The 26463-nt window shown below is 53.2% G+C and carries 18 protein-coding genes; 5 read left to right on the top strand and 13 right to left on the bottom strand.

Features of this window, described 5'->3' with window-relative positions:
* The first annotated feature begins 108 nt into the window (after positions 1–108).
* The 3 genes from ACFQZG_RS18520 to ACFQZG_RS18510 are packed head-to-tail and all read left to right on the top strand — an operon-like array spanning position 109 to position 2933.
* Positions 109–1170 (top strand): Gfo/Idh/MocA family protein, encoded by a 1062-nt coding sequence (locus ACFQZG_RS18520; protein ID WP_378155155.1) that lies wholly within the window; start codon positions 109–111, stop codon positions 1168–1170.
* Positions 1167–2030: a sugar phosphate isomerase/epimerase family protein gene (locus ACFQZG_RS18515; protein ID WP_378155153.1), complete on the top strand. Its 864-nt coding sequence runs from the start codon at positions 1167–1169 to the stop codon at positions 2028–2030. The genes ACFQZG_RS18520 and ACFQZG_RS18515 overlap by 4 nt, the downstream gene beginning before the upstream one ends.
* A gap of 21 nt (positions 2031–2051) precedes the next feature.
* Positions 2052–2933, top strand: a complete 882-nt coding sequence (locus ACFQZG_RS18510; RefSeq protein WP_378155151.1) for a sugar phosphate isomerase/epimerase family protein — start codon at positions 2052–2054, stop codon at positions 2931–2933.
* A 261-nt stretch (positions 2934–3194) separates the two neighbouring features.
* Here ACFQZG_RS18510 and ACFQZG_RS18505 read toward each other — a convergent pair whose 3' ends face one another.
* The 6 genes from ACFQZG_RS18505 to ACFQZG_RS18480 all read right to left on the bottom strand — a co-directional run bounded on the left by ACFQZG_RS18505 (position 3195) and on the right by ACFQZG_RS18480 (position 9012).
* Positions 3195–4268: a Gfo/Idh/MocA family protein gene (locus tag ACFQZG_RS18505; RefSeq protein WP_378155149.1), complete on the bottom strand. Its 1074-nt coding sequence runs from the start codon at positions 4266–4268 to the stop codon at positions 3195–3197.
* A 42-nt stretch (positions 4269–4310) separates the two neighbouring features.
* Complete coding sequence (locus ACFQZG_RS18500) at positions 4311–5201, bottom strand: helix-turn-helix domain-containing protein (protein WP_378155147.1); 891 nt, start codon at positions 5199–5201, stop codon at positions 4311–4313.
* On the bottom strand, positions 5198–6052 hold the full coding sequence (locus tag ACFQZG_RS18495; protein WP_378155146.1) for a sugar phosphate isomerase/epimerase family protein: 855 nt from the start codon (positions 6050–6052) through the stop codon (positions 5198–5200). The genes ACFQZG_RS18500 and ACFQZG_RS18495 overlap by 4 nt, the downstream gene beginning before the upstream one ends.
* Positions 6053–6112: 60 nt before the next feature.
* Entirely contained in the window at positions 6113–7132 is a 1020-nt protein-coding gene (locus tag ACFQZG_RS18490) for a Gfo/Idh/MocA family protein (protein ID WP_378155144.1), read from the bottom strand.
* A 7-nt stretch (positions 7133–7139) separates the two neighbouring features.
* Positions 7140–8009 (bottom strand): sugar phosphate isomerase/epimerase family protein, encoded by an 870-nt coding sequence (locus tag ACFQZG_RS18485; protein WP_378155143.1) that lies wholly within the window; start codon positions 8007–8009, stop codon positions 7140–7142.
* Between the two features lie 196 nt (positions 8010–8205).
* Complete coding sequence (locus ACFQZG_RS18480; RefSeq protein WP_378155142.1) at positions 8206–9012, bottom strand: AraC family transcriptional regulator; 807 nt, start codon at positions 9010–9012, stop codon at positions 8206–8208.
* 162 nt (positions 9013–9174) lie between these two features.
* Between ACFQZG_RS18480 and ACFQZG_RS18475 the strand changes: the two genes are divergently transcribed.
* On the top strand, positions 9175–11232 hold the full coding sequence (locus tag ACFQZG_RS18475; protein WP_378155140.1) for a beta-galactosidase: 2058 nt from the start codon (positions 9175–9177) through the stop codon (positions 11230–11232).
* Positions 11233–11379: 147 nt separating this feature from the next.
* On the opposite strand, the gene ACFQZG_RS18470 is transcribed toward ACFQZG_RS18475, so the two are convergent.
* On the bottom strand, positions 11380–14523 hold the full coding sequence (locus tag ACFQZG_RS18470; protein ID WP_378155138.1) for an alpha-mannosidase: 3144 nt from the start codon (positions 14521–14523) through the stop codon (positions 11380–11382).
* A gap of 131 nt (positions 14524–14654) precedes the next feature.
* On the opposite strand from ACFQZG_RS18470, the gene ACFQZG_RS18465 reads away from it, so the two are divergent.
* Positions 14655–15572: a helix-turn-helix domain-containing protein gene (locus ACFQZG_RS18465; protein WP_378155136.1), complete on the top strand. Its 918-nt coding sequence runs from the start codon at positions 14655–14657 to the stop codon at positions 15570–15572.
* Between the two features lie 660 nt (positions 15573–16232).
* Here the strand turns inward: ACFQZG_RS18465 and ACFQZG_RS18460 are convergent.
* The 6 genes from ACFQZG_RS18460 to ACFQZG_RS18435 form a co-directional block, all read right to left on the bottom strand.
* Positions 16233–17417, bottom strand: coding sequence for a GIY-YIG nuclease family protein (locus ACFQZG_RS18460; protein WP_378155134.1), 1185 nt, complete (start codon positions 17415–17417; stop codon positions 16233–16235).
* Positions 17418–19499, bottom strand: a complete 2082-nt coding sequence (locus ACFQZG_RS18455) for a DEAD/DEAH box helicase (RefSeq protein WP_378155132.1) — start codon at positions 19497–19499, stop codon at positions 17418–17420.
* Positions 19496–22258, bottom strand: a complete 2763-nt coding sequence (locus ACFQZG_RS18450) for a class I SAM-dependent DNA methyltransferase (protein WP_378155130.1) — start codon at positions 22256–22258, stop codon at positions 19496–19498. Before ACFQZG_RS18450 ends, ACFQZG_RS18455 begins: the two co-directional genes overlap by 4 nt.
* Positions 22259–22572: 314 nt before the next feature.
* Positions 22573–23328 carry a hypothetical protein gene (locus ACFQZG_RS18445; RefSeq protein ID WP_378155128.1) on the bottom strand — a complete coding sequence of 252 codons (756 nt, stop codon included), beginning with the start codon at positions 23326–23328 and terminating at the stop codon, positions 22573–22575.
* 553 nt (positions 23329–23881) lie between these two features.
* Entirely contained in the window at positions 23882–24739 is an 858-nt protein-coding gene (locus tag ACFQZG_RS18440) for an HNH endonuclease (RefSeq protein WP_378155126.1), read from the bottom strand.
* 4 nt (positions 24740–24743) lie between these two features.
* On the bottom strand, positions 24744–26351 hold the full coding sequence (locus ACFQZG_RS18435; protein ID WP_378155124.1) for an AAA family ATPase: 1608 nt from the start codon (positions 26349–26351) through the stop codon (positions 24744–24746).
* Positions 26352–26463 lie beyond the last annotated feature (112 nt).

Raw genomic sequence — 26463 nt, 5'->3', positions numbered from 1 at the left:
TAATGCAAATGTAAAGCATGCTTCTTCATGGTTCGCCACGCTCATCCCATTATAATACAAAGTAGAAAGCCTGAAGTGAACAAAACCTGAATTCGGGAGAGTGCTCGCATGTCGAACCCCCTTCGCATCGGCGTTATCGGTACGGGATCGATTTCTGAATTGCATCTGAACGCTTACGCGGCCAACTCCGCCGCTACGATCGTCGCCATCTGCGACGTGAACGGGGAGCGCGCGAAAGCCGTCGCCGACAAATACGGCGCAACCAAAACGTTCACGGATTACCGCGAGCTGCTCGCCGATCCGGTTATCGACGCGGTAAGCATCTGTACCTGGAACAATACGCACGCCCCGATCTCCATCGCGGCACTCGAAGCGGGCAAGCACGTGCTCGTGGAGAAGCCGCTATGCCGCACCGTCGAGGAAGCGCTCGAGATCCAAGAAGCGGTTCGTCGTTCGGGCAAACAGCTTCAAGTCGGCTTCGTCCGCAGATACGATCCGAACGTGCGCATGCTGCAACGGTTCATCGATGCCGGCGAGTTCGGCGAATTGTATTACGCGAAGGCTTCGACGATCCGCCGGCTCGGCAACCCGGGCGGCTGGTTCTCCGACGTCGAACGCTCGGGCGGCGGGCCGTTGATCGACATCGGCGTGCACGTCATCGACCTATGCTGGTACTTGATGGGCAGGCCGAAGGCGACGACGGTAAGCGCCAATACGTACCTCAAGCTCGGCAACCGTGCGAACGTCGACAATCTGTCGTTCTATAAGGCGGCCGACTACGACGCCTCCAAGAATACGGTCGAAGATTTGGCCAACGCGATCATTCGTTTCGAGAACGGCGCTTCCCTCATGGTCGACGTCAGCTTCACCCTTCACGCGAAGAAGGACGAAGGACTCGTCCGTCTATATGGCGACAAAGGCGGCTTCGAGATCGATCCCGAGATCGCGATCGTGACGGAGAAGCATGATACGATCTTGAACGTCGCGCCGCAAACCGACTCCTCCCGTCTCGACGTCCATGCCGCGTTCCGGAACGAAATTAATCATTTCGTCGATTGCATAGCGAACGGCACGACGCCGATCAGTCCGGTCGAGGACGGCGTGGAGATTACGAGAATTTTGCGGGCGATCTACGAATCGGCGGAGAAAGGCGAGGAGATCCGGCTATGAAATTCGGCGTAAGCACGTACTGCTACTGGCAAGCGATGGAGAAAGGCGAGATGGACGTCGTGCAAGCGATCGGCCAAATCGCCGCGATCGGAGGCGAGCACGCGGAGATCGTGCCGCTCGGGTTCGACTTGACCGCGAATCCCGAGCTGATCGCCGCGATCCGGGATAAGGCCGCGGAAGTCGGCATCGAGCTATCCAACTACGCGATCGGTGCCAACTTCGCGGGATTATCCGACGAGGCGTACGAGGCGGAGATCGAGCGGGTGAAACGCGAAGTCGACATCGCCGCGGCGCTCGGCGTATCGCTGATGCGCCATGACGTCGCGCATTCGCAGGACAAGTCGATCGGAAGATTCCTCTCGGATCTGCCTCGCCTTGCGGAAGCCTGCCGGAGAATCGCCGACTACGCGGCGCCGCACGGCATCACGACAAGCGTGGAGAACCACGGCTTCTACGTTCAAGCGAGCGACCGGGTGCAAGCGCTCGTCGGCGCCGTCGGCCGGCCGAACTTCCGCACGACGCTCGATATCGGCAACTTCGTCTGCGTCGATGAAGATCCGGCATCCGCGGTTCGCAACAATATCGCGATCGCATCCATGGTGCACGTCAAGGACTTCTACCGCAGACCGGCTGCGGACAATCCGGGCGAAGGCTGGTTCCGTTCGTCCGGCGGCACCTACCTGCGCGGAGCGATCGTCGGCCAAGGCGATCTGGACATCCGCTCCGCCTTGCGGATCGTCCGGCAATCGGGCTACGACGGCTATGTGTCCGTCGAGTTCGAGGGCATGGAGCCTTGCGTGCAAGGCACGCGGATCGCGCTCGATAACGTGAGAAGATTATGGGAAGAAACCGCATCCTAACCGAATTCAGGAGGTAACGACATGGCGAATATCCCGCAACCGTGGCAAATCGGCGTCATCGTGGACAGCTTCAGAGCAGGCGTCCGGGAAGGACTCGTTAAAGCGCGCAACGTCGGCGCCGACGGCGTGCAGATCTATGCGGTATCCGGCGAGATGGATCCCGCGAATTTATCCGCGGCCGCCCGCAAGGAATGGAAAGACTATATTGCCTCCCAGGGGCTGACGATCACCGCGCTCGTCGGCGATCTCGGCGGGCACGGCTTCCAGGATCGCGCGGCGAACGCCGCCAAGGTCGAGAAGTCGAAGCGCATTCTCGACCTCGCCGTCGAGCTCGGCACGAACGTCGTCACGACGCACATCGGCATCGTCCCGGACGACCGCAACGGCCCGATCTACGCCGCGATGCACGAAGCGTGCGCGGAGCTGAGCCGTTACGCCACGGAGATGAACGCCTACTTCGCGATCGAGACGGGGCCGGAAACTTCGGCGCATCTGAGGAGCTTCCTCGACGGGCTCGGCTCCCGGGGCGTCTCCGTTAACTTCGATCCCGCCAACATGGTCATGGTCACCGGCGACGATCCGGTTCAAGGCGTATACACGCTGCGCGACTATATCGTTCACACGCATGCCAAAGACGGCGTTCGCCTGCGCGAAATCGACCCGCGCCTCGTCTACGGCTCGCTGGGCTTCGACCCGATGACCCACGAGAAGCTGGCCGAGCAAGCCTCTTCCGGCGACGCGTTCCGCGAAGTGCCGCTCGGCGATGGCGGCGTCGACTGGGACCGCTATCTGGCCGCGCTGCGCGATATCGGGTACGACGGCTATTTGACGATCGAGCGCGAAGTCGGCGACGACCCGGAAGCCGATATTGCCGCGGCGGTAAAGTTTTTGCGGAGCAAGTAAGGTTGTAAATGAGGTTGTATTCGATTATTCGAATACAATTTCCGGATGAGGGCTCTATTCGCGATTTCTATTTGAAATATAGAATATATTTCCACGAGTATGGACCTTCATCGAGATTTGTACGTGATATTTCGAATAGAATCGATTGCTTTGTTTGTACGCCAATTATAGATATGAAATATCGCATATATAAATCTACGTTAACGCCAAAGCCCCGACCTTGTTACCTTCAAGGTCGGGGCTTTTTATTGCTTCTACTGATTAACCGTAAATATGCGGATTCTGCCGGCGGCACTCTTCCATGACCCACAGTTGCCGGCGAACCTGCTGAGGGGTAATCTCCAGCTCGCCGCCGCGAAGCGCGCGATGCAGCATCAGGTACAAGCTCTCCGTCGTCATCTCGAACGCCGTCCGGTCGTCGGGAACGGAGATCTCCCATTGCCCGGTATGCCAGGCGAGCGTCTCCATGCAGTACGCGGGCAGTCCGTTGCTATCGAACAGTGGTTCCGTCGTCAGCTTCTGCTCCGGCGCTTCTTCGGGCTTGTAATATCTCCACTCCAGCTTATCCGCCGAGCCGTGCAGGCCGCCGTTCGTCCCCTGCACCTTGAACGATTGTCCCGGGAAGGCGTCGCAGGAGGAAATCTCCAGATCGATCGTCGGGCAACCGGGCTTGCTCAGCATCAGCTTCACGTAATCTTCGGCATCGCCGAACGTGTTCGCCCGATCCATGATGCAGGTCACGTCGGGCAGTTCGTCCGTGCCCAGCAACTGGAGCGCCTGATCCAGCGGATGCGGACCGGAATTCATCAGATTGCCGCCGTTATTGCTCTGCAGCGTCTGCCAGTCCCAGCGGCGGGCGAATCCGCTCATCGACAGGTCGATCTGAACGATGCGCCCGAGCACCCCGGATTCGATCACTTCCCGCATCCGAACGAATGCGGGCTGATACCTCGAATTCTGGAAAATAGCCAGCTTCTTGCCCGAACGGTTCGCCGCCTCGATCAGGTCGTCGACTTCCGTCGCCGTCTTCGCGAGCGGCTTCTCGCAGAGGACGTGCAAGCCCCGATTCAGTAACGCCAACGTAATCGGATAATGCTGATGGCTCGGGGACGCATTGACGACAAGATCAAGCTCCTCGCCGTTCACCATGTCCTCCCAGGAACCGTAAGCGTTGCAGCCGAACTCCTTCTCCGCCAGCCGTTGCCTCTCCGGCAGCGAATCCGCGACGGCGGCGATCGTATAGTAATCACCGAGCTTCGCGAGCAATTGGGCATGGATGTCTCGTCCGCTGCGGCCTTGACCGATGATGCCTACCTTCACCTTATCTACGCTCATCCCGTCAACCCCTTCTTATCTTGACTGCTCTGCCGTAATCCGTCATTGCCCGAACGTCTTCTTGTACTCCGTCGGCGTAATTCCGCATCGCTTCTTGAACGTCCGGATGAAATGGCTCAGATGGCGGAAGCCCACCAGGAATCCGATGCTCGTAATCGTGTGCGCGCCGCGGCGGATGAGCTCCATCGCTCTCTCGATCCGCACTTCGTTAACGAAATCGACGAAGTTCTGGCCGGTTTCTTTCTTGAATTGGTGGCTGAAATACGCCGGCGCCATGTTCGCGACGTACGCCGCCTGCTCGAGGGGAATATCTCCGCTGTAATTGTCGTAAATATATCGCTTCGCCGCTTCGATCGGACCGGTGCCCGCGCCGGACGTCAATCGGACCGACTTCCGCTTCATCTTCCGGCTATGGCGGTCGATCAATACGAGCAGCCTCGCCAAATCCAACAGGATGGAAGTCTTGTACCCGACCTCTCGCTGCTCGTACTCCTCCTGCATGTCCTGAACGATCAGCTCGGCGAAAGCCTGCTTCTCCTTGCCCAGATGAATCCACGGCTCGTAATCGGCGGACAACGGCTCTTCGATGCCTAGATGCTCTAGGAAGGGGGGGAGCGAGTCCACATAAGGCTTCATATACTCCCGCACCAGAGACGGCATGAAGTCGATGATCGCCACCTCGAATTCCGTGCCTTCGATCGCGCGAAGGCTGTGCTCCGTATGCCGGGCGATGATGAACAAGTCGCCGCGGCTCACCTTCAGCAGCTTGCCGCGCATCTCATGATGGCACACGCCGCGAAGGACGTAGACGAGCTGAACGTAATCGTGAACGTGCAGCGGTTGGTTCAACCGTTGGCTGTCATAGCGCTGTATGGCGAACGGGAACGACGAATCCCGCTGGGCATCGCTGTGAAACTTGGGATATCGGCTCATAATCGTCCGCCTGCGAGCTTCCGGACGTAATCGAAGTCATGCTTCAGACGCTCGACGCCGGATGCCGGCGTATGGCATTCCAACGTCACCCAGCCGTCGTAGCCGGTTTCCCTGAGCGCCTCGAACAACGGGCCGTGATCCGCTTCGCCCTCGCCGAGCAGACATGGCGCGAAGTTCTCGACGCCGTTGCGGGTTCTGTTCGAGAATCCGCCGGGCGCGTTATCGTCCGAGGTTCTGCGTTCGTCTTTGATATGGACGTGCTTCAGATACGGGCCGAGTTTCTTAACCGATTCCGCGCCGTAATCGGTACCCGTTATGTACATATTGCCGGCATCGTGTATGAAGCCGATCCTCTCGCCGTTCAGACGCCGAACGATCTTGAGCGCGTCGTCCGCCGTCTCGACGAGGGATTCGTTATGAACCTCCACCAGTACTTCCACGTTATAGGGCTTCGCCGCTTCCGCGCAGCGCTCCAGCCAATAGGCGGCTTTCGCATAATGATAATCGTGCGCGAGGAACGCGTTCGGCCCTCCCGCCAACACGCGCATCTTGGAGGCGCCAAGTTGGCCCGCGGCCTCTAGCAACCGCCGGAAGTCTTCGAAAGCCGCGTACGCTTCCCGATCGCCGGCCGTCGAGAAATTGCCCGCGTAGGTTGCCAGAACCGGGATGGCCAGCTGTAGCCCTTCGGACAAGTCGCGCAACTCCTTGAGTCTGGCGTTGCTCGTGGTCGGCGACAGATGATGTTCTCTGGCTGCGATCTCGATCCCGTCCAAGCCCAATTGCTTCGCGAGCCGCATCGCCTCTTGTATGCTGTGATCGATTAACACGCCGCTGAACGCTGCGAATTTCATTGATTGGGCTCCTTCCCGAATACGAGGGGGTACCTCTCCCTTCCATTATACGCGGCGGGATCAACCTAGCCGTACTTCCGTCCCGGCCGCGGAGCTCTCGTAGATCGCTTCGACCAACCGAACGGCCCTGAAGCCGTCCTCTCCGGTGACCAGCGGCTGCGTCCCGGTATCGATGGCCGTGATCATGTCGATGATCTGGCTCTGATGGTAGTCGTACGAGATGCTGCGGGGATCGGATACGCCACCGTAGGCAGGCTCCTGGTCCCACTTCGGCTCCTGCGCGCCGGGGACTTCCCAATGGACGATCGACGAGCCTTCCAGCTTGATCGCGCCTTGGTCTCCGTACAAATTCAACGTCGCGGGAAACCCCGGTCTAATGCTGGTAGAGGCCGTAATCGTGCCGAAGGCTCCGCTCTTGAACCGGACGATCGCAAGGCCCAGGTCTTCCGCTTCCATCCGATGCGTCTGCGTTGCCGTCTTGCCGACCACCGAATCGGCCTCGCCGGCGAACCAGAGCAGAAGATCGAGACTGTGAATGCCTTGGTTCATCAGCACGCCTCCGTCTTCGGCAATCGTGCCGCGCCAATCGGCGGAATCGTAATAGTCTTGCGAGCGATAGAAGGGCAAGGACAATTCCGCGAGCAGCAGCTTGCCGAGCGCGCCCGAATCCAGCACTCGCTTGACCGCTTGATGCTGGGCTTCGAAGCGCCGTTGAGAGACGACGGACAGCGTCACGCCCCGCTCCCTGGCCGTCCGTACGAGCGTCGCCGCTTCCGCGGCGTTCATCGCAATCGGCTTCTCCAGCAGCAGGTGCTTGCCCGCTTCCAGCACGTCCATCCCGATGCGGTAATGGCTGCCGCTTGAAGTCGTCACGCATACGACATCCACTTCCGGGCTGAGGAGCAGCGTCCGATGATCGGTGCTCCATGCGCAGCCTTCCCGCTCCGCCACCGCTCTCGCCCGATCTGCATTGCGGCTGGACACGTAGACGAGCTTCGCCTCTTCGATGCCGCGCAAGGCGGCGAAATGGAAGTCGGCGACCGAGCCGCATCCGATGATCCCGAACTTCGCGATCGTCATGCTCGTCTCACACCTCTCTCAGCATCGCGCGCAGCGCATCGAGCGACATGCGCGTCCCCGTCATCCGGCTGCCGCCCTCCGGCCGATAGTGCGTCTCGATCGTGAGGAGACCTTCGTAACCGTCCTCCTCCAGCGCCTTAAGCTGAGCGATGACCGGCACGTCGCCGGACCCGAGCGGCACGCACCGGTGGGTGCCGTCCGCCAGAATGTAAGCGTCCTTCAGGTGCATGTGCGACGCCAGCCCTTTCACGCGGTTATACCCGGCCGGGAACGCTTCGCGACCGCCGTAGGCCTCGTTCCCCGGATCCCATAGCGCTCGCAGCGCCGGGCTATCGACGGCTCGCACGATGTCGGCGACTTCCTCCGCGTATCCGCAGTTGCAGGAAGGCTCGTTCTCCAGCAGCAGCAAGACGCCGGACTGCCGCGCGATCCGGGCCGCTTCCGTCATATGACGCACGATTCGTTCCCGGTAGGCAGACGGCTCCCCTTCGCGCCAGAACGAGAAGATGCGAATTCGCGTCGTTCCTAGCAGCTTCGTCAGATGAATGACGCGGGCCAGCTTGGCGAAGTGCGCCTCGACCGTCTCTTCGGCTTGCCCGAACGTATCTCCCGATGCAACCTCTCTGCTGGGATCGAGCGAGCATTTGAACACCGGCGAAGCGACGGCGGAGACGTACAATCCCCGTGCTTCGACCTTGAGACGGATAGCCGACGCTTGTTCGTCGCTCAGATCCGCGACGTTCGTTCCGTCGACGATGCGGAGCTCCACGTGCTTCAAGCCTTGCTCCTTCGCCCAATCCAGCGCCTCTTCGAGATGCTCGGACACTTCGTCCGTCAACACGCCCAATCTATCCTCTATTGAATTTGCTCTTGTCACGATAGTAAGCCCTCCCTTCGTTTGCCCCTAGTATAGCAATTCCAAGCACGCCTCCGTTGACGCATTTTTTGAACCGGTTTACCATTTTTTTCGATTCTACGTAAATAATAATGATGCGACGGCTATCAGGTTCGACAATGACAATAGCGCTGTCCATAGCGAACAGCGCTGTTGTTTCGTTATCTGGTCCTAGCGTTCATCTCCGTTTATTCCACGCCTTGGGCGTCTCTCCGTACGTCCGTTTGAACATGCGGATGAAGTAGCTGGGTTCCATGCCGAGCTGTTGCGCGACTCTGTCGACCGTGATGCCGGGTACATCAATGAATAACTCCTTCGCCTTGCGCATGCGCAATTGCAGAATGTACCGTTGCGGCGTGACGCCGTAGCTGGCGACGAACAGCCGGTGAAAATGCTGTACCGAATAACCGACGGCCCTGGCGACATTGGACAGAAGCAGCCGCTCTTCGAAATGGTTATGAATCAGCTTAACGGCGGCGTCCAGATTCGCGTTCGGCTGGGCGATTTTGGAATTGACCTTGTCGAGCCTTCTCGAAGGCGCTACTTCCTCCAACAGGAACAAGAGCATATCGTAAACACGCTTCGACGTTTCCCAGTAGGCATTTCCCCTGTTTAAGTCGATCAAGTGCCAAAGCGATGACAGCTTATCCCACAAGGTCTCGAACCTCGCTAGGCCGAACGGGGACATGACCTTCTCCCCCAACATGTCCAGAAACGCTTCGGAAGCCTTCCCGTTAAAGGCGAGGAAACCAAGCTCCCACCCTTCGCTTTCGTCCAGCGCCGAATAAGAGTGAGGGACGCCCGCCGGCAGCACGTACGCCATCCCCGGCGTCAACACCGCTTCATCTAGACCTTCCGCTCTGAACACGCCGCTTCCCCGATTGCATAGAAACAATTGATGTTCCGAGTAGCCGGACGGGCGGTCGAGCGGCTTCTGGTCGTGGCTGCCGATGCAGATCGCGTAGAGCGGTACGTTGATTTCCATGTGCGCGATTTCCGCGAGAAGAAAAGGCAACATTGCATTATTCAACTCCATGTTAGGATCATACGACTTTTGGAGATTAATCTTCTACCAGTATAAACGTCCAATCGCCTAACATGAAGATAGAAGCGAGAATAAGTCGATAATCTAAAGGAGATATCACAAATGAGCCGCAAACACCCGCCCGTCAGTCCTAAACTGCCCGTCCTGATGCACGGAGCCGACTACAATCCGGACCAATGGCTGCATGATCCCGCGATATTACAAGAAGATCTTCGGCTGATGAAGCTGGCCGGGTGTAACGTCATGGCCATCGGCATCTTCTCTTGGGCGGCGCTCGAGCCGTCGGAAGGCCGATTCGAGTTCGAATGGCTGGACAAGGTGCTCGATTCGTTCGCGGCTAACGGCGTCTACGCCTGGTTAGCGACGCCGACCGGCGCGCGTCCGGCATGGATGTCCGACAAATATCCCGAAGTGCTTCGCGTCGAACCGAACCGGGTCCGCAACCTGCACGGCATGCGGCATAACCATTGTTACACTTCCCCGGTCTACCGCGAGAAGACGGCGATCATTAACGGAAAATTGGCGCAGCGCTACGGCAACCACCCTGCGGTCGTCGGCTGGCACATCTCCAACGAATATCTTGGCGAATGCCATTGCGACCTGTGCCAAGAAGCGTTTAGACAATGGCTGCAGAACAAATACGGCACGCTCGACGCGCTCAATTTCTCCTGGTGGACGTCCTTCTGGGCGCACACGTATACGTCATGGGACCAAGTCGTATCGCCGGCGCCGCACGGCGAATTCGGCGTGCATGGCCACAATCTCGATTGGCGCCGATTCGTCACGGACCAGACCGCGGACTTCTGCCGTTTCGAAGTCTCCGCCGTGCGCGGAGCAAACCCGGAGTTGCCGGTCACGACGAACTTCCATATGATCGAAAGCCTCGATTACCGCAAGCTGGCCGAAGAAATCGACATCGTCTCTTGGGACGCGTACCCGACTTGGCACGACAAGAAGGACGACGTTGCGATCGGTTCCTATTTCGCCTTTTATCACGACTTGTTCCGCTCGCTTAAGCGCAAGCCTTTCTTGCTCATGGAGAGCACGCCAAGCGCGACGAACTGGCAACCGGTCAGCAAGCTGAAACGCCCGGGGATGCACAAGCTTGCTTCGCTTCAAGCCGTCGCGCACGGCGCCGATTCGGTCCAATATTTCCAATGGCGCAAAAGCCGCGGCTCCAGCGAGAAATTCCACGGCGCCGTCGTCGACCACGCCGGGCACGAGAACACGCGCGTCTTCCGGGACGTGGCCGACTTGGGACGAACGCTAGCCGACCTATCCAAAGTCGTCGGCGCTACGACGCCATCGGAGACGGCGATCCTGTTCGATTGGGATAACCGCTGGGCGGTGAAAGACGCGCAAGGTCCTCGCAATTCCGGTATCCATTACGAGGAAACGGTCATGGCTCATTATCGGGCGTTCTGGAAGCAAGGCGTTCCGGTCGACATCGTCGGCTCGCAAGAAGATCTCTCCTCTTATAAGTTGATCATTGCTCCTATGCTGTACTTGTGCCGCGAAGAAACGGGGCGGAAATTGGAAGCGTTCGTGGAGAACGGCGGCACGCTCGTGACGACTTACTGGTCCGGCGTCGTCGACGAGCGCGACTTATGCCACTTAGGCGGATTCCCGGGTCCTTTGCGGAAGACGCTCGGCATATGGGCGGAGGAAATCGACGGTCTTCACGACCATGACGTCAATGGCGTGGTCTTGCCGGAAGGCAATGCTCTCGGCTTCGCGGGCACCTTCGAGTCCCGCGAGTTATGCGAGATCGTTCATCTGGAAACGGGCGAAGCGCTCGGTTATTACTCGGACGACTTCTACGCGGGACAACCCGCTCTGACGGTCAACAATTTGGGGCAAGGACGAGCCTATCATATGGCGACCCGTCTGGGCGACGATTTCCTCACTGCGTTTTATCGGCGAATCATTTCGGAAGCAAACCTCTCTCGCGCGCTCGATACCGAATTGCCGGAAGGAATTACGGCGCAAGTGCGGACGGACGGGAGTACCGATTACGTGTTCGTCATGAACTTCGGCGGCGAGATCAGCCTCGTAGAATTGGACGAACGGACCTACATCGATATGGAGACCGGCGAACCGATAGGCAAGCAGCTTGAGTTGCCTGTTAATGGGGTGCGGGTAATAAAGCGCGGTAAATAAAATCAAACCGAATAGAGGCCTGCGGCACCGATGCCGTAGGCCTCTTTTGCGCACTTTGGGACCAATTTGCTCGAATAGATCACAACGAAACTGATATTGTGCATCGTTATGACTCTACCGATCGCCTATTCTTATCTTGAAATCAGATCACGATTCGAGTACGAGCCGGAACGTCTTCACTTCGTATGGCAGGAATGCGGTCCGGAACGATTGAGGCCCTGACGCTGTCTCCTTCAAATCCTGCTCCAGCAGATCGCATTCGTAGACATTCCGAATCGGGTTGCCCGCCCACTGGATGTCCGCCGCACGGCGGGCTCCCCGGTTCTCGTGTAACCGGATGATGACGGAAACGGGCTCTCCGGCTTGGGGCTTCGCGAACTTCATGGCGGACAGGAAGATTCCGGCTGCGGACAGCTTCAGGAAGCTCTTCCCGTCCGCGACCACGCCGTCGCCGCCTTGAACCGGAATGATCCGAAGCGGGACGTTAAAACATTGGCCTGCTTCATCGACCTTCGCCGTGCGCCAATCCCCTTCATGACAGTAGAGCGCATAACGGAAAGCGTGCTTGCCAAGATCGGCGGTGTCGTCAGGGTATTTGGCCGATTTAAGCAGCGTAATGCGAAGCTTCCCATGCTTGCAATCATAGCCGTATTTGCAATCGTTCAATATGGCTGCGCCGTAGTTCGCCTCCGATACGTCTGCCCATTGGTGCGCAGGCACTTCGTACTGTGCCTGTTCCCAAGACGTATTCGTTCGCGTAGACCGCTGTACGTTACCGAAGGCCGTATCATACGTTGCTTTGTCGGCATGGATATCGAGCTCGAAGCCGGCCTTGAGCATCGCTCGCTCTTCTCGCCAATCGATTTCGGTCTCGAATTCCAATTCCCTGGATCCGCGGCGAAGCCGAACCGTTTGTTGAACCCATGAGCTGCGGAACGATCGAACGATTCGAACGGATTGCGCGGCTGACGACTGCTCCACGACGTCAATGGCGTCTAGCTTAAGTAACGGGATTCCATGCTTCAGCGATTCGCCCGCGATATTCCAAGCGTCATAGAAATCGTAGAGCTCATCGAACAACTCCAGGGTGTTGCCCGCCATGCCGCCAACTCTCAATACGTCGCGGCCCATGGATTTATCATAGATTCGCTCGATCGTGCCGTCCTGACGACGAACGTGGACGCGAAGGTATTCGTTCTCGAGCACCAGACAACCGTTCTCAACCCGTAACAAGGCATCATCGGAAGAGACTTTGCGCTTCCCCTGCTTGATCTCGTAGCGCTTGAAGCCGACGGGGGGAATGTCCTTCGCCTCGACCAAGAAGCTGCCGTCCGCTCCTCTGTCGTACATCGCTTCTTCGCCGGTCGACGCGTCGACAATCACAATGGAGTCTTCGGGAACGCTTGGCAACGCGACCCATCCGGTTCGAGGAAACGAGAGCGTATTCAAGACGATATACGAGCCTAGGCAGTCTTGCATGTCCGCATCGCTTGACGCTTCTAATCCCGAATGCTGCCGGACCAGCGATAATGCCGCTTCTGCATCAAGGCGGTCGACGATCTCGTATACCCGCGCGTAGTCCTGCTCGGCATTCATGAACGTCTCCGCCTGAGACGTTCCGGGCAGGATGTCGTGGAATTGATTGAATAAGACGATCCGCCACGCCTCATCGAGCAGTTCGAATCGCGCCCGGTCGATCCGCCCTGTCAATACGCCGAGCAACTCGGCGTCCCGCAGTCGCTCCTCGCTGCGGCGATTGTTGCGCTTCACTCGCGCCTGAGACGTGAAGGTGCCCTGATGCCATTCGAAATACAATTCGCCGCACCAATGAGGAAGCGAAGGATTCGCCGATTCGATCTGATTGAAGTAGTCCTCCGCCTTACCGAGCTTCACGGCCGGCAAGCCGGGAAGCTTATCGTAGCGCTTCGCTCGTTCAATCATTCCGGCATCGACGCCGCCGCCCCCATCGCCATGTCCGAATACGTTGAAGAGGGCGCCTTGGTGACCTTTGCGCTTGTACCGTTCGATCCCGCCGGTCAACTCCTTCAAGTTCATCTGACCGTTATAGGATCCGAACGCATCCAGCGTCCCGATAATCGTGCTGCCGTCCAAGCCCTCCCAGCGGAAGCTATGGAACGGAAGCTCGTTCACGGAATTGTAATTCAGCTTGCAAGTGTAGAAGTAGCGATAGCCCGACTTAGCCAACAGTTGCGGCAGCGCCGCCGAATAGCCGAATGAATCCGGCAGCCAGCAGATGTCGGCATGCTTGCCGAATTCGTCCATATAGAACCGCTGCCCGTATTGAATTTGCCTGACGAGCGATTCGCCGGAAGTCAGGTTGCAATCCGGTTCCACGAACATGCCGCCGACAAGCTGCCACCGCCCTTCGCGTACGTAACGTTTGATCTGGTCGTACAGGTCCGGGTAATGCTTCTTGGCATATTCATATTGCACAGGCTGGCTTTGGGCGAAATGGAAATCCGGATACCGCTCCAGCAGCCTAAGCATATTGGAGAAGGTGCGCCCGGTCTTCCGCACGCTTTCCTTGGCTGGCCATAAGTACGCGAGATCCAAATGGGAATGGCCGGTCGCGATAATCGTAGTCCCCTGCTTATCCGCAGCGCCGTCGAACCACTCTTGCCGCAAGAGCATCTTGGTATCGCGAACGCCGGCGAGCAGCGACTCGAGCGGAGCTTCGGGCTTGATCATGCGCTGCGCTGCCATAAGCAGGCTCTCCGACCACTGGTCGGAACGAACGAGCGCGCTCTCGAACAGAGCGGATAAATCGTACGCGATGTCCTCGATTTCGGAGTTGACGTTCACCCAGGCCGCATGTCGAAACAGATGACGGTCGTACGCCAGTCCGTTCTGCTTCATATGGGCGAAGTTCTGCCAGCGAATGCACGATTCGATGACGAACTCATAGGTTTCGCCTGCAACGGCCGAATCCGAGATTCTGCATAGGCTGCGATTCGGGTCGAAGCCTTGGCGAGGTTCGCCGTTCACGAACAGCAGGCTTTCGCCTTGATTGTCGAACCACAGCTCGAGCGGCTTCCCGGCAAGCGAAGTCGGCACGACCGCTTTCGCGCGAAAATACGCCGTCGTCTCCAGCCACGCTTCGCCGACCTCGATCGTTCTCCACTCCGAGGTGTAACGGATTTCTCCCGGCGCGACGTAGTCGGCGCTGCGAATCTGCCAGTCCGGAATGGGAATGACGGTTTCGAAGGATCGCTGCTTCAGCTTGTTCAAGAAAGATTGCATCGTACGTTCCAAATGTGCGTTTTTGGACAATGTAAGATCTCCTCATGACCCGTGATACGTCCAAGTATACCGACAACGATAAGGAATCATAAGGCGAGATCCGGACTACGAATTTAGAAATATGGACCTTGTGAACGATAGAGGGAATAGGAGGTATCGCGATGGGCAAGCACGGCAGGATCCGTAAGTCTTATATCACGGAAACCATGGACTTTCGCTTCAACATCCCGGACTTCGAAGTGTATGTCAGCCATGTGAATCGCGTTGGGCCGGACCCGAATTGGAACGTTCCCGAGCATTCCCATGCTTGCTTCGAGCTGCATATCATCCCTGCCGGTAAGGGGTTTATTACGATCGAAGGACATGATCTTGACGTATGCGGCGGCGAGGCCTATATTACGGGGCCTTATATTAAGCATGCGCAAACGGCCGATCCCCGTGATCCGATGGAGGAATGCTGCATGCGATTCGACCTGCTCCCCTCCGGCCCGAGATCGGAGATATCCGAGGAAAGCGAACAAATGAAGAAATACTTATCGCATTGTTACCCGCATGTCTTCCAAGATCGATATCGCATGGACCTGAAATTCGAAGAGCTTTTCGAAGAAATGGAGCGAGGCGAGATTGGATACCGTTTACGCGCGCAGGCCATCCTCATGTCCGTCATCGTCGATATGCTGCGTCTCGTCAAGGACATACGGGGACAAGGTGCTTCGAAGGAGCGGTCTGGCGTAGAATCGCGTAACCGTGTACGTCGTATCGTTGAATTTATCAATACGCATTATATGGAACCCATTCGGATCGAAGACGTATCTCGTTTCCTATTCCTATGCCCGAAGCAAATTAACCGGCTCCTCTCCAAATCCTTGAACCGCTCCTTCCATGACCTTCTTCAAGCTCGCCGTCTGGAAGAGGCCCGATGGCTGTTTACCACGAGCGCTTGTTCCGTCGAGGCGGTGGCGAACCTGTCCGGCTTCTCGAGTCACCATTATATGTATCAGGTGTTTAGACGACACGGCTTACCGACGCCTGCGAAGCTGCGCGAGAAGCGCACGAGCGACGTGGCGTGTGAAGTATGAAAGGGTTGACCTCATCTGACGAACATAAGGCGCCGCAGGGTGATATGCTCCCTGCGGCGCCGTTGGGCCGTTTACGGTCTACTGTCATTCGCGAGCGCGGGCTGTCTATTCCGATTACTTTGCGGGGACCCCGAAGTAACGTTCCGTCCGCGCGGAACGCCCCTCTTGGTTCAATCAGCTTAAGTCCAACCATAACAAAAAACGCAGTCCCGGAGGACTGCGTGCGTTTAATATTTTGGTGGACCCTAGCGGGATCGAACCGCTGACCTCTTCGCTGCCAGTGTTAAACACCGTTTAGGACTGAAGCTGTTACAATCCGATGAACCCCCTATTATAAGGGATTCGTTCCTTGGCTGCGCCGTTCCTCTGGGTTTAAATCTGTTCATTGATGTTAGTGTTTTACATCAAATTTACATCATTCCTTTAAATCACTGTCATTAACATCATGACGGTAACTTTTTGTAATATCTTAAACTATAGGTCACAAACAGTGCAGAAACTGCGTCATATCAAGGTTCTCTCATCATCTCTGCTGTAACTTCTTTATCGTTAATTAACGATTTATGAGAAAATGGCGTGAGCATATAGTGAGCATATTAAAAGTAGATAAAATACAAAAGAAGGCTAACAATTAGGTAGCCCTCTTTTCTGACTTCATTGCTAAGTAAAGTTGACCAAACTAGCTGTATTGGGATCATAGGCCACATTGGTAATCGTGCCATCCAGTATACGCTGTACCACTTCGTCAATCACGTTCAGCGGTACAAGGAACCATTCCCTCGGCCGTACAGGTTGGCCGAAGCGATCATGAATGGTGAGGTCGAGCTGTGCTGGTGCAAAGATTCGGTGAAATAAACCTTCTAGCTTCTTGCGATTAATGCCAACCAGTTTGTAGTTAGCAACGATTTCAACATCTGCCAGCAGGAAAGTTGCATCGAATTTTGCATTGGCTATTCGGGTTTCAACTTTTCCACCGGTAACTCCAATCTTGTGAATCAGTTCACGGTGTTCAGCAACAAAAGGGTGGCTGGACAGGCTTCGCAGTACATAAATTGTACCACTTTCAATATCATTTTCTTCCCAAGTTTCGCTGAACAGCGACATTTCAACCGACTCGGTTAATCGGCGACCAGCTTTGTCTTTGTAAAGTGCTTTTTGTAAAGATCTTAAAAGGAGATTACTTTCGGTACCGTTGGAGTAGATGACCCTGAGGCGAGCATCCATATGCTCAGTGGATGAACTAATGAATTCATCTCCCTTCTCAGCCACGTAAACCAGTTGACCGCCTAAAATAAAGAAATCCCCTACACTGACACTCGCATCCTTACCAAATGGTCGCGTTTGTCGCACGCCAAATTTAAGTTCATGTTCAGCCTGCTTAAACAACGGCCGGAACCGATCGAAGTCCTCACACTTCTCACGATTGGCTATTTCCTCTGCAGCCTGTATTTCGGCTCGTGAGCGCACATATCGCAATTCTGTTATGCTGGAGTGTTCAACCAAACCTTCGAGTTCTGCAAGTAGTTCGTCGTCATCCATCGACTCCAAAGGGTCCACCGATTTATTTCCGTACCCACTCAGTAGCCCATGGTTATCGAGTGACGCAAGAAGAACCCGACATTCCTCCTGTTCTCGCAGGCGATCAAGTCGCACGGCGTACAGTCTCTCAAATATGTCTTTTTCTTCACCGTGCTGCGGGACACGATCATGTTGCTCGACAAATCGCTGGATTTCTTCAAACCCCGCGATGATTCGTTCCTCACGTGGTGAGTGAGAACTTGTCTTCGCTATCTCTTGATATACGCCAAGCTCAGCAAGTAGTTCGTCGTCAGAAAGATTAGACATTTATATCCCTCCGCTGTCTTCTGCGGCCTTTTGTTTCGCACTGTAGTGTTTCAAGGCTGCGATACCTTCTGCCATACGTTTCTCCCATGGGTCTCGCGCATTTATATCCGGTAGTTTTCCACGTTCCTTCAAGAAATTTCGAGCACGTTCAGTCAACGCTCTAGCCTCCTCATAGGAAATGCTTACACGTTTAGCGGAAATCACAGCCGCAACCTGTTTTAGACTATCTTCACTTAACGCTTTGGCGAGGATCGCATATGCTTCGCTGAATGGATTTATGCGGTCGATGAGATCAATCTCCAGTTCGCGCACGTCCATTACGAACTTGCGCACTCCAGCGATTAGGGCAGTATTTGCCGCTTTTTCGCTGTTGCCTCCATTCCCGCCAAGTGCAATTTGTTTTGCCTGTTGTGTCAGATTGAGAGCAGCGACAGCGTGCTGGCGTACTGCTTCTTGATCTACTTCGGATAGGTTGGGGTACTTTTCTTTGATGATCTTGCCCATACGAACTTGGGTGAGCTCCTCTGGTACCACTTCACTGTCGAACAAGCCGCGCTCGATGGTGGTCTTGTCCTGTACGAATGTCGCAATCACTTCGTTCAGGTCCTCTTTGCATATACGCATAGCTTCTTCACTTTTGGGCTCTGAGAGACCTTTGATCTCAATCTGCACCTGACCTGTTTCGTGGTTGAAGCCGACATTACATTTTTCTAGGTCATAACCATCGTCGCCATAATCGTAACCTTGCACCGGTCCGTTTTCTGGATTCTTCGGCTTAAACTCGAAGCGTGGTGCAAGTACCTGTTCCATCAACAAGCTGGCGGCAATGGCCTTTAAGGTATCGTTCACGGCTTCGGTAACTGCCTGTTCGGAGGCGTCAGGTTCTGCGATCAGGTTTGTGAAACGAGCGCGGGTTTTGCCTGGGGCATCGCGGGTTGCGCGCCCGATGATCTGCACAATTTCGGTGAGACTCGCCCGATAACCAATCGTCAGTGCGTGCTCACACCAAATCCAGTCAAAGCCTTCTTTCGCCATACCTAGGGCGATAATAATGTCTACATGATCGCGATTATTCTTATGTGTAGGGTCTTTCAACGAGGCGGACACCAAGTCGCGTTTTGTCGAATCGTCATCCACCAAATCGGCGATCCGTAGGATTCGACCATCTGCAATCTTAATTAGCTGGAAGCCAGTCACGGGATCGGTGCCTTGCCATTCGCCCAGCTCTTCAATGATATGCTCTACCTCTCTGATCTTGTCCTTGGTGCTTTCGCGCGAATTGACGTTCGGGATGTGTATAATGGTTTTTTCGACCGGGTCTAGTACCTTGAGAATGTCATCGGTGTATGAGCCTGTATAGAAGAAATAACCTATGTCGAGTTGCTTCAGGTACTCGTAGCCATTGAGTTGCTCGTAATAAGTATAAGTAACGGTATCGAACTTTGACTCGTCCTGAGGGGTTAGCACAGACTCAGCATCGCCACGGAAGTAGGAACCGGTCATCGCCACGATATGCACACGATCACGTGCGATGAACTGCCCAAGATGCTGACCGAGTTTGTTGTCAGGGTTGGCAGAAACATGGTGAAATTCGTCCACAGCTAACAGCCTATTGTCGAACGCCTCAATCCCAAATTGATCTACAGCGAAACGGAAAGTAGCGTGAGTGCAGACCAATACCTTGTCGTCTCCTTCGAGAAAAGCGCCTACTGAATTAACCTTTCCACCGTTGTCTGATCCAGGCGCGTTACATAAATTCCATTTTGGCCTCACGCGCCAGTCGGCCCAAAAGCCAAATTGGCTCAGTGGTTCGTCGTTGAAGCTTGAACCGATTGACTTTTCCGGTACCACAATGATTGCCTGCTTGAGCCCTTGATTTTGGAGCTTGTCTAGGGCTATGAACATCAGTGCACGGCTTTTGCCAGATGCCGGCGGTGACTTGATAAGCAGATACTGCTCGCCGCGACGCTCATATGCGCGTTCCTGCATAGGTCGCATCCCAAGCACACTGGTTCTAGTAGAACTTCCGTTACCTACGTAGTTCACCGATATAGATGGAATTGATTTATTCCCGCTTGTCATGCTCCTGCCTCCCTCTTGCCTTTCTTAGGCGGTTTAGTTGATATAGTCATTTTAGTGTAAAGCTCGAACAGCTTTTCCAACCGTTCCGTATCATTTCGAAAACGACGACCAATATAGATGCGCTCTAACACCTCGTCGTTGCGCTCATGCGCCTCACGAAGATCAGCAGGCATGTACTCAGGATCATAAAGATCAGCAAGCGTCGCTGGGAAGTGCGCCTCGCGTGTCAGTAAAATGTCCTCGGCACAACTTGTAAGATCAAACTTGTTCTTCTCAGTAAGCGTTGGGACAGGGAAGGTGTTCCATCCAAGAGTGTTTGAATAGCGGAAATCGGTTTTCATCTTGCCACAAACGGTTGCAATCCACACAAGGTGCAATCGAGAGGCGATCAACGCCATGTTCCAGAGCGGGGCGTTATAGATCACAGAAGCGAGATTGGAGACAACGGTACTGTAATTCGTGATCTGGCAAGGTAGATATTGCCGACGCTCCGAAGATACGTTTGGGACAGCGATTGCAGGATGGCTGCTATGAGGCGCAAATACGAAGCGATGCGGTGTATTTGCATTTTGATTAGCCTGTGTTCCGTTACTGTTCTCCCGTAACTGTCGCACTTTTTCAAAGCGGAAGCGAAATTCATCAATTCTCTTGGCTTCATCAAGTTCAGAGTCTTCGATCCAAATACACCAACGACCACCACCATTTATCAGTTCTTGTGAACCAACGTAGCGTTTGATAAAGTGTGCAGCGGTCGCATGCTTGGCTACGATCTCATCTTTTTCATCGGTTGATAAAATGAGGTTCCCACCATCAGTGGGTTTATTTCCTGATTGCATGTACCCAATATCTGATACAGCCTGTGATCTCTTTGTAACGATAACCGTATCGGTGGCAACGAGATAGGGACTGATATTCGGCACACTGCGAACGATTCCATCCTCAAACAGTTTTCTTTCTGTCGTAAGTGTCGGAGAAAGGCCCAAAATGACACAGACAACGGCAGCTTTGTTACTCGCGAGATTACTCCATAGAAAAGACTTGTGTGCAAAATCGATGATGTTCTTCTCTCCAAAGACAAGCGGCCACAGCATCGCGACCTGTTCTCCTTGGGTAACTGAATTCGTCGTAACAAACGCGCTTGAAGAGCCGGTTTCCCTGTTAAACTGCGCGGCTTTAAAAATGAATGCCGCAACATAATCTAAGTCTTTATAACTCTTAAGAATTGGCGCAAAAATTCTTGCCATATCCTCTTTTTGTTCAGCTGTCTGATTTACGCTCCCCTGGTACGGTGGATTGCCGCAGATGTATGTCTCTCCGCCCTCATTTTCGAACGCGATCTCCGCTTGATCCATTGGCGTGCTGAAAAGATCATCGGCATGGAACTTTACACCTGTTCCGGACGGCGGGCAGATACTAAGCCAATCTAGTCGCATAGAATTGCCACAGGTGATCCAATTATCGGCAGAAAGGGGCAAAAACTCGGCGAGAGCGAGTGTTGGACCACGATAAAGAACGTTGCATTGATATTCGGCTATGATGAGAGCGAGACGCGCAATCTCGGCTGAAAAGTCACGTAGTTCGATGCCACGGAAATTAGTTAGTGGTATTTCACTTTCACGCTCGTGTTCGCCGCGACGCTTGTTTATGATATTTTCAATCTCTCGCATCTGCTTATAGGCGATAACCAGAAAGTTTCCTGAGCCGCAAGCCGGATCAAAAACTCGAATCCTCGATAGACGCTTGCGTAAGTTGAGCAACATTCGTGTGTTATCTCCCGCTGCTTCAAGCTGCGTTCGTAGATCATCCAGAAAAAGAGGGTTTAATACTTTCAAGATGTTTGGCACACTTGTATAATGCATACCGAGCGCACCACGTTCCTCGTCGTCCGTCACCGCCTGGATCATGGAGCCGAAGATGTCTGGATTTATCTTTGTCCAGTCTAGATTACCAATATGCAGCAAATAGGAACGCGCAATCTTGCTGAACCTTGGTACATCTACACTACCAGAGAAGAGTCCTCCGTTCACGTAAGGGAACGCGTCGGCCCAGCGTGGTATTCTCAATTTCGTTCGGTCAATGTCCTTCATATTCATAGCGCTAAAAATTTCGCTAATCACTTCATGAGTGTTAGTGGCATCGCGTGTGCTCATTTGCTCTATGGTGTCAGTGAACAGTCTTCTCATACTAAAGATGCCGGTGTCTTCGGCAAAAAAGCAAAAGATCAGGCGCGCCATGAAGTGGTTCATCTCGTGACGACGTTCTTTCGTTCCCCATTTTGGGTTATCTTTCAGTAATTCGACATAGAGCCGGTTTAACCGGCTCGTTGCCCGAATGTCGAAAGAACTGTCGCGTACCTGTTTGATGGTAGTGATCCCGGCAAGCGGTAGGAAATAGCCAAAGTGATCTGGTAAATCCTGATAGGTACAAACGACCGTTTCGCCTGACTCCAGATCCTCTGCTTCGAAGTAAGCTCCGTCAGTGGCGAGGATGTAGCGCACTTTCGCCCTGCTCGTTGCCCGGCTTTCTTTCAGTGCGGCAAGAGTCTTGGTAACTTCGCCAGGTTGAGCGACCGCGATATGTATGTTGTTTGTCTGTAGTACGCCGCCTAGATCAGACTTATTCGACTCACCCGAGCGCAGGCGTTTTATTGTCGTCTCCTTGTTCCCGAACGCCCTCAGAAAGGCAAACGGGAACTCCACATTGTCAAAAGGTTGAATTGCCAAATCGGAGACTGCTGCTTCTATTTCTACTGGGTTCATGGCACGTCTCTCCCGTTTATTTTCTATTATCTTACATAAAGACGAATTTTAATACCCGTCAGTCGTGTTTATCGCCGCAATGCAATGCCGTCCTATAAACGACATTATGATCAATGCAACTTGAAGAATTTATCAAGACCTAAGTCAAAAGTTTAGCATGGTGGTGGTGAGAGAACAACATAAGTAATCACATGATTGGGATAGGAGACTTAGTTACATTTTGGGCAACTCAAGTTTGAATAAATCAGGCGCGAGGTGATAAACGGATAAATACAAGAAAGAAGAAGACCCTGACGATCGTCAGGGTCTTCTTCTTAGTTATCATTGCCGTATGCTTGAGGCCAAATAACGCGCCGTGCATACGGATATTTAATGTGGAAATGTCCCTTGCTGGCGAATTCGTCCCAACCCCTCCGAGTCCCATCGCCGGCATACCATGTCTCCAGTTCGTCAGCAGACGCATTATAGCCTGCATAACGGAGTCGGCGAACAGCTTCCTCATGAGGGACAACTTCTCGATATTCCTCGCGGTATTGACGTATCAAGTAATCCCACTGACTTGGGGTAAGGTCCGGTTGCATGTTGAGACGTTTCTTGATTTCCTCCGCGATATCCGGTGTAATCCCGTACAGCGTATCACCAGGACGTGGCCGAATGTCGAGCCCAACCTCTAGAAGTGTAACCCCATCTAACTTCGGACCGATTTCCCACTGGAGAGGCACATTGAACGGCCAGCGCTCATCTGCACCTCCAAGTACACGCATCGGACCAGTTACTCGTGCGAGCCCGATTATCTTCCTGATCGGTGAGGTCACGTAGACAAACATCCACTGTCCACCTTTAATTTGTGCAGCCACTTTTCGGCGATTTTGCGGGAACCCCGCTGAAGGGGTATCCTTCTCTCTATAAATGCCGGGATAAACCAGTTTTATCATCCAATCAACCACCAAATTACTTTCCCAAGGACGTCGTACCGACTGTGAGTCCATCTTCAGCAAAGAGCGCACTTCGATCATTTGCCGCTTCAATTGCTCAACTTCGGCCTGAAGAGATTCCAAGCTTTTACTCAAACCGTCTCACTCCTTTAGTGGATTGTATTGCTATACGTTCAAACATCAATATAACTCACAATTCTAAGCGAGTCAATAGCAATACAATCCGGACCGATCAGTTCTAAGTTTACACACGGTAATTTCGTTATCAGCTCCGGGAGGAGGTGTCAACTATTCAACGCATATAGCGGAGGAACTCTAATTTAATCTGACATTGTTCTCCTTACTTGAATTATTGAATCAATTGGTACGTACTTTATCGTCTCATTAGTCTTATCACTGTGATGCTCGTGCATCATTTCATACACGAGATAGCACTCTAGGTCAGCAGGTTCCCCTAGAAATGAATACTCTAGGAAGATCCCGTGCTCAAACTTTACGAAATCATAGTGCACTTGAATCGAATCGCCTCTACGTAGGTTACAATTAGTCATAATAATCCTCCATTTACACAGAAAAAAGCATCCGGAGAAAACGGCCTATACCGTTTCTCCGGATGCTTTCCGGTGTGATTTATTTTAGTATACCGCTGAATTAATAAAATGTCTATTTTTTCTAAATACAAGATAATTTAGTTTAGCGATCGTGGCTGCTGTAACACGCCAGTGGAGCAGTACCAGTCATCTGCTGCAAGCGCTTGATATAATACGCCTTCCCACGAATTGCGGTGGATTTCCAAGCAACTTTCCGCCCGTTCCATTAATTGAAGCCGGACGGCATCGCTTCCCTGAGTCTGCAGAAGCCGACTCAGCTCTCCTGCAATTTGCCGCAGCTTACTACCAGCTTGCGAGCTGTATACCCCCCCGAGGTTGTATGCCACAAAGTGCTCTTGCACTCTGGAGGCAAGTACCGGATTTGCAGCAACAGGCGCCCGGATTATATATCTGACTCCGACCGGTTCTGTATGACGCACATTGCCAAACAGCCATTGAACATCATTGATATTATCAAAATATGGATGAAGTGTTTCTTCCTCACTCCTAGCTGGAGTTCGCGCGTTTTTACTAGTATTGCAGTCCCAACATGACGGAACTAGATTGGTAGGAGTGACCGCTAAGGAAGGATGCTTGGCTTTCGGCAAATAATGATCTAATGTCCTGACAGTAAAATGGCCGCAAAATGGACACGTATCCACGTCATCGATCGGTCTTTTAAATTGTGTATAATAGTCACGCCCTTCTCTCTGGACCATCCGGTATGTGTAGACGTTTTCCATCTCGTCTTTCGTGACATTGCCGTTGATAATTGTTTTTCTATTGATCGTATGCAGCAGAGCAAGTGGCGCTTTGCTTTCATAGTCCCTCGTGTCAGCTTCAATTTCCGGTAAACACGCTTCAAGGCGGCGTTTTAGGTCAGCATCTTGTACATTGCTGATCGAAGTTGAAAAAACATCTCTTACAGTTACTGTAGGTGCTGGAAGATGCAACATACTTCTATGCGTCCCCCTCGTACGGCAAGAGCGAACGCAAGATAGATCTCGCCTCCCACCCAAGTTCATCGTTGAAATGTTCTAAGATCGTATCATAATCCCCGTACGTTCTGACCGCATCTTGCAACATCTTATAAAATCCGGAATGCATCACTTCCAGCTCAAAGACCTCACTAGTAAGTGCCCCAATACTTTCGCCGAACGTTTCGATATTGGTACGTTTGCAACTGACTCTAGTCCCGGAACGATGTAATTTCCAAACGCAGCTACGTGGAACCTCTTGCAAAATAACAGGCGAGTGCGTTGCAATTATGGCTACCCCGTTACGGTGAATTAAGAGATGAGATAACGTGCGGGTGAATGCGGATAAAAGCGGCGGATGCAAGTGACTTTCTGGCTCGTCCAAAAAGACAAGTGTCCGCTCCTCTACCGTTTCAACCAATCGTGTTAGCGTTAATAACACAATTTTATGACCTGAACTCAAAGGATGAAACAGTGCCCTCGCTTTTCTTTTAAGCAACGCACACATCTCGTCGAAAGACTCATTTGGTCTTCTTTTATTCGCCTCATCCGGGGTCTCCTGGAATGAGACAACCTCATCAATTTGTGGCGGGCGAAGAAGGGAACCTACATCCGCTTGATCAAAGATCGGATCAGATGACAACATTTGCATTGCTTGCAACCAGCGCTGTCCTTTCCCTCTACTTCTTACGGCATAAAAACTATCGGCAAATTCATCAGTCAGTTCGTCAGGCGTTTTCGGTCTTCGTTTATTTTGCTTCAATCCTATATAAGTAAACGGACGCTTTAGCTCTTTTGATTTCTCATGTGGATCATTCTGGTCGAATGCACTGAACGATACCGATACAACATTTGCAAAGAGCTCGTTACTTTCAATGTATTCCTCATTTTCAAACTCGTCCTGAACCTCTGTCACTACGAATTCCCCGCACCGCTGCGTTTCAGGCGCTTCATTGATAAGCGATTTAATCATATTGTTTAATAAATGTGTTTTACCAACCGCATTACGTCCGATAATGATATGCATATTGGTAGGTGGATTAGAATGAGGCTGCACATTAAAATCCATTTGAAATGTCGCCGCGCCTGTAATATTAGGACCATGGTATACAAAACCATAACGGGTAAGGACAGCGTTCCCATTTGCAAGTCTTCGGAATTGGCTCTTGATTGCACTTATGCGGATTGAGCGAGTAAGCGAGGTTAGAAAAACATCCTCATCCATAGCCCTCTTATACAGATATTCATGTAATGCAACATCATTTAATGCGTTAAGAATTTCATACCGTCGATCATCGCCTAAACGGTAAAGTGCCTCATAATAATCAACACCTTGCCCGAGCGAGAAGAATTGCTCTACATTAAGATCATTAAATTCTCTCGGGATTTCTGGCCGTCCTTCTCTCCTCCCGTACTGGCCAATCTTCACGCTGCCGACGACCATTATTTCCCCGTCTAAGTTTCGGTAACAAAGTGAGTACATTGTTCGATACCTATACATATCATTCCAATTATCTTCGATGAGATATAACTGCATCTTATCTTCGTCAGGGATATTAAAACCACGTTCACGAACTAGAAATAAAAACAATTAAGTCATCCTCCATACGATGATCTTCTTTCAATCAAGAACTTCCATAGATCCCCAAAGTGTAATCAACAAAAAATGTACATCCAACTGTGCCGTATCGACCTTCTTTGCT

This window comes from Cohnella sp. GCM10027633, assembly GCF_042675445.1.
Taxonomy (GTDB): Bacteria; Bacillota; Bacilli; order Paenibacillales; family Paenibacillaceae; genus Cohnella.
This window is presented reverse-complemented; position numbering and strand designations above follow the sequence as displayed.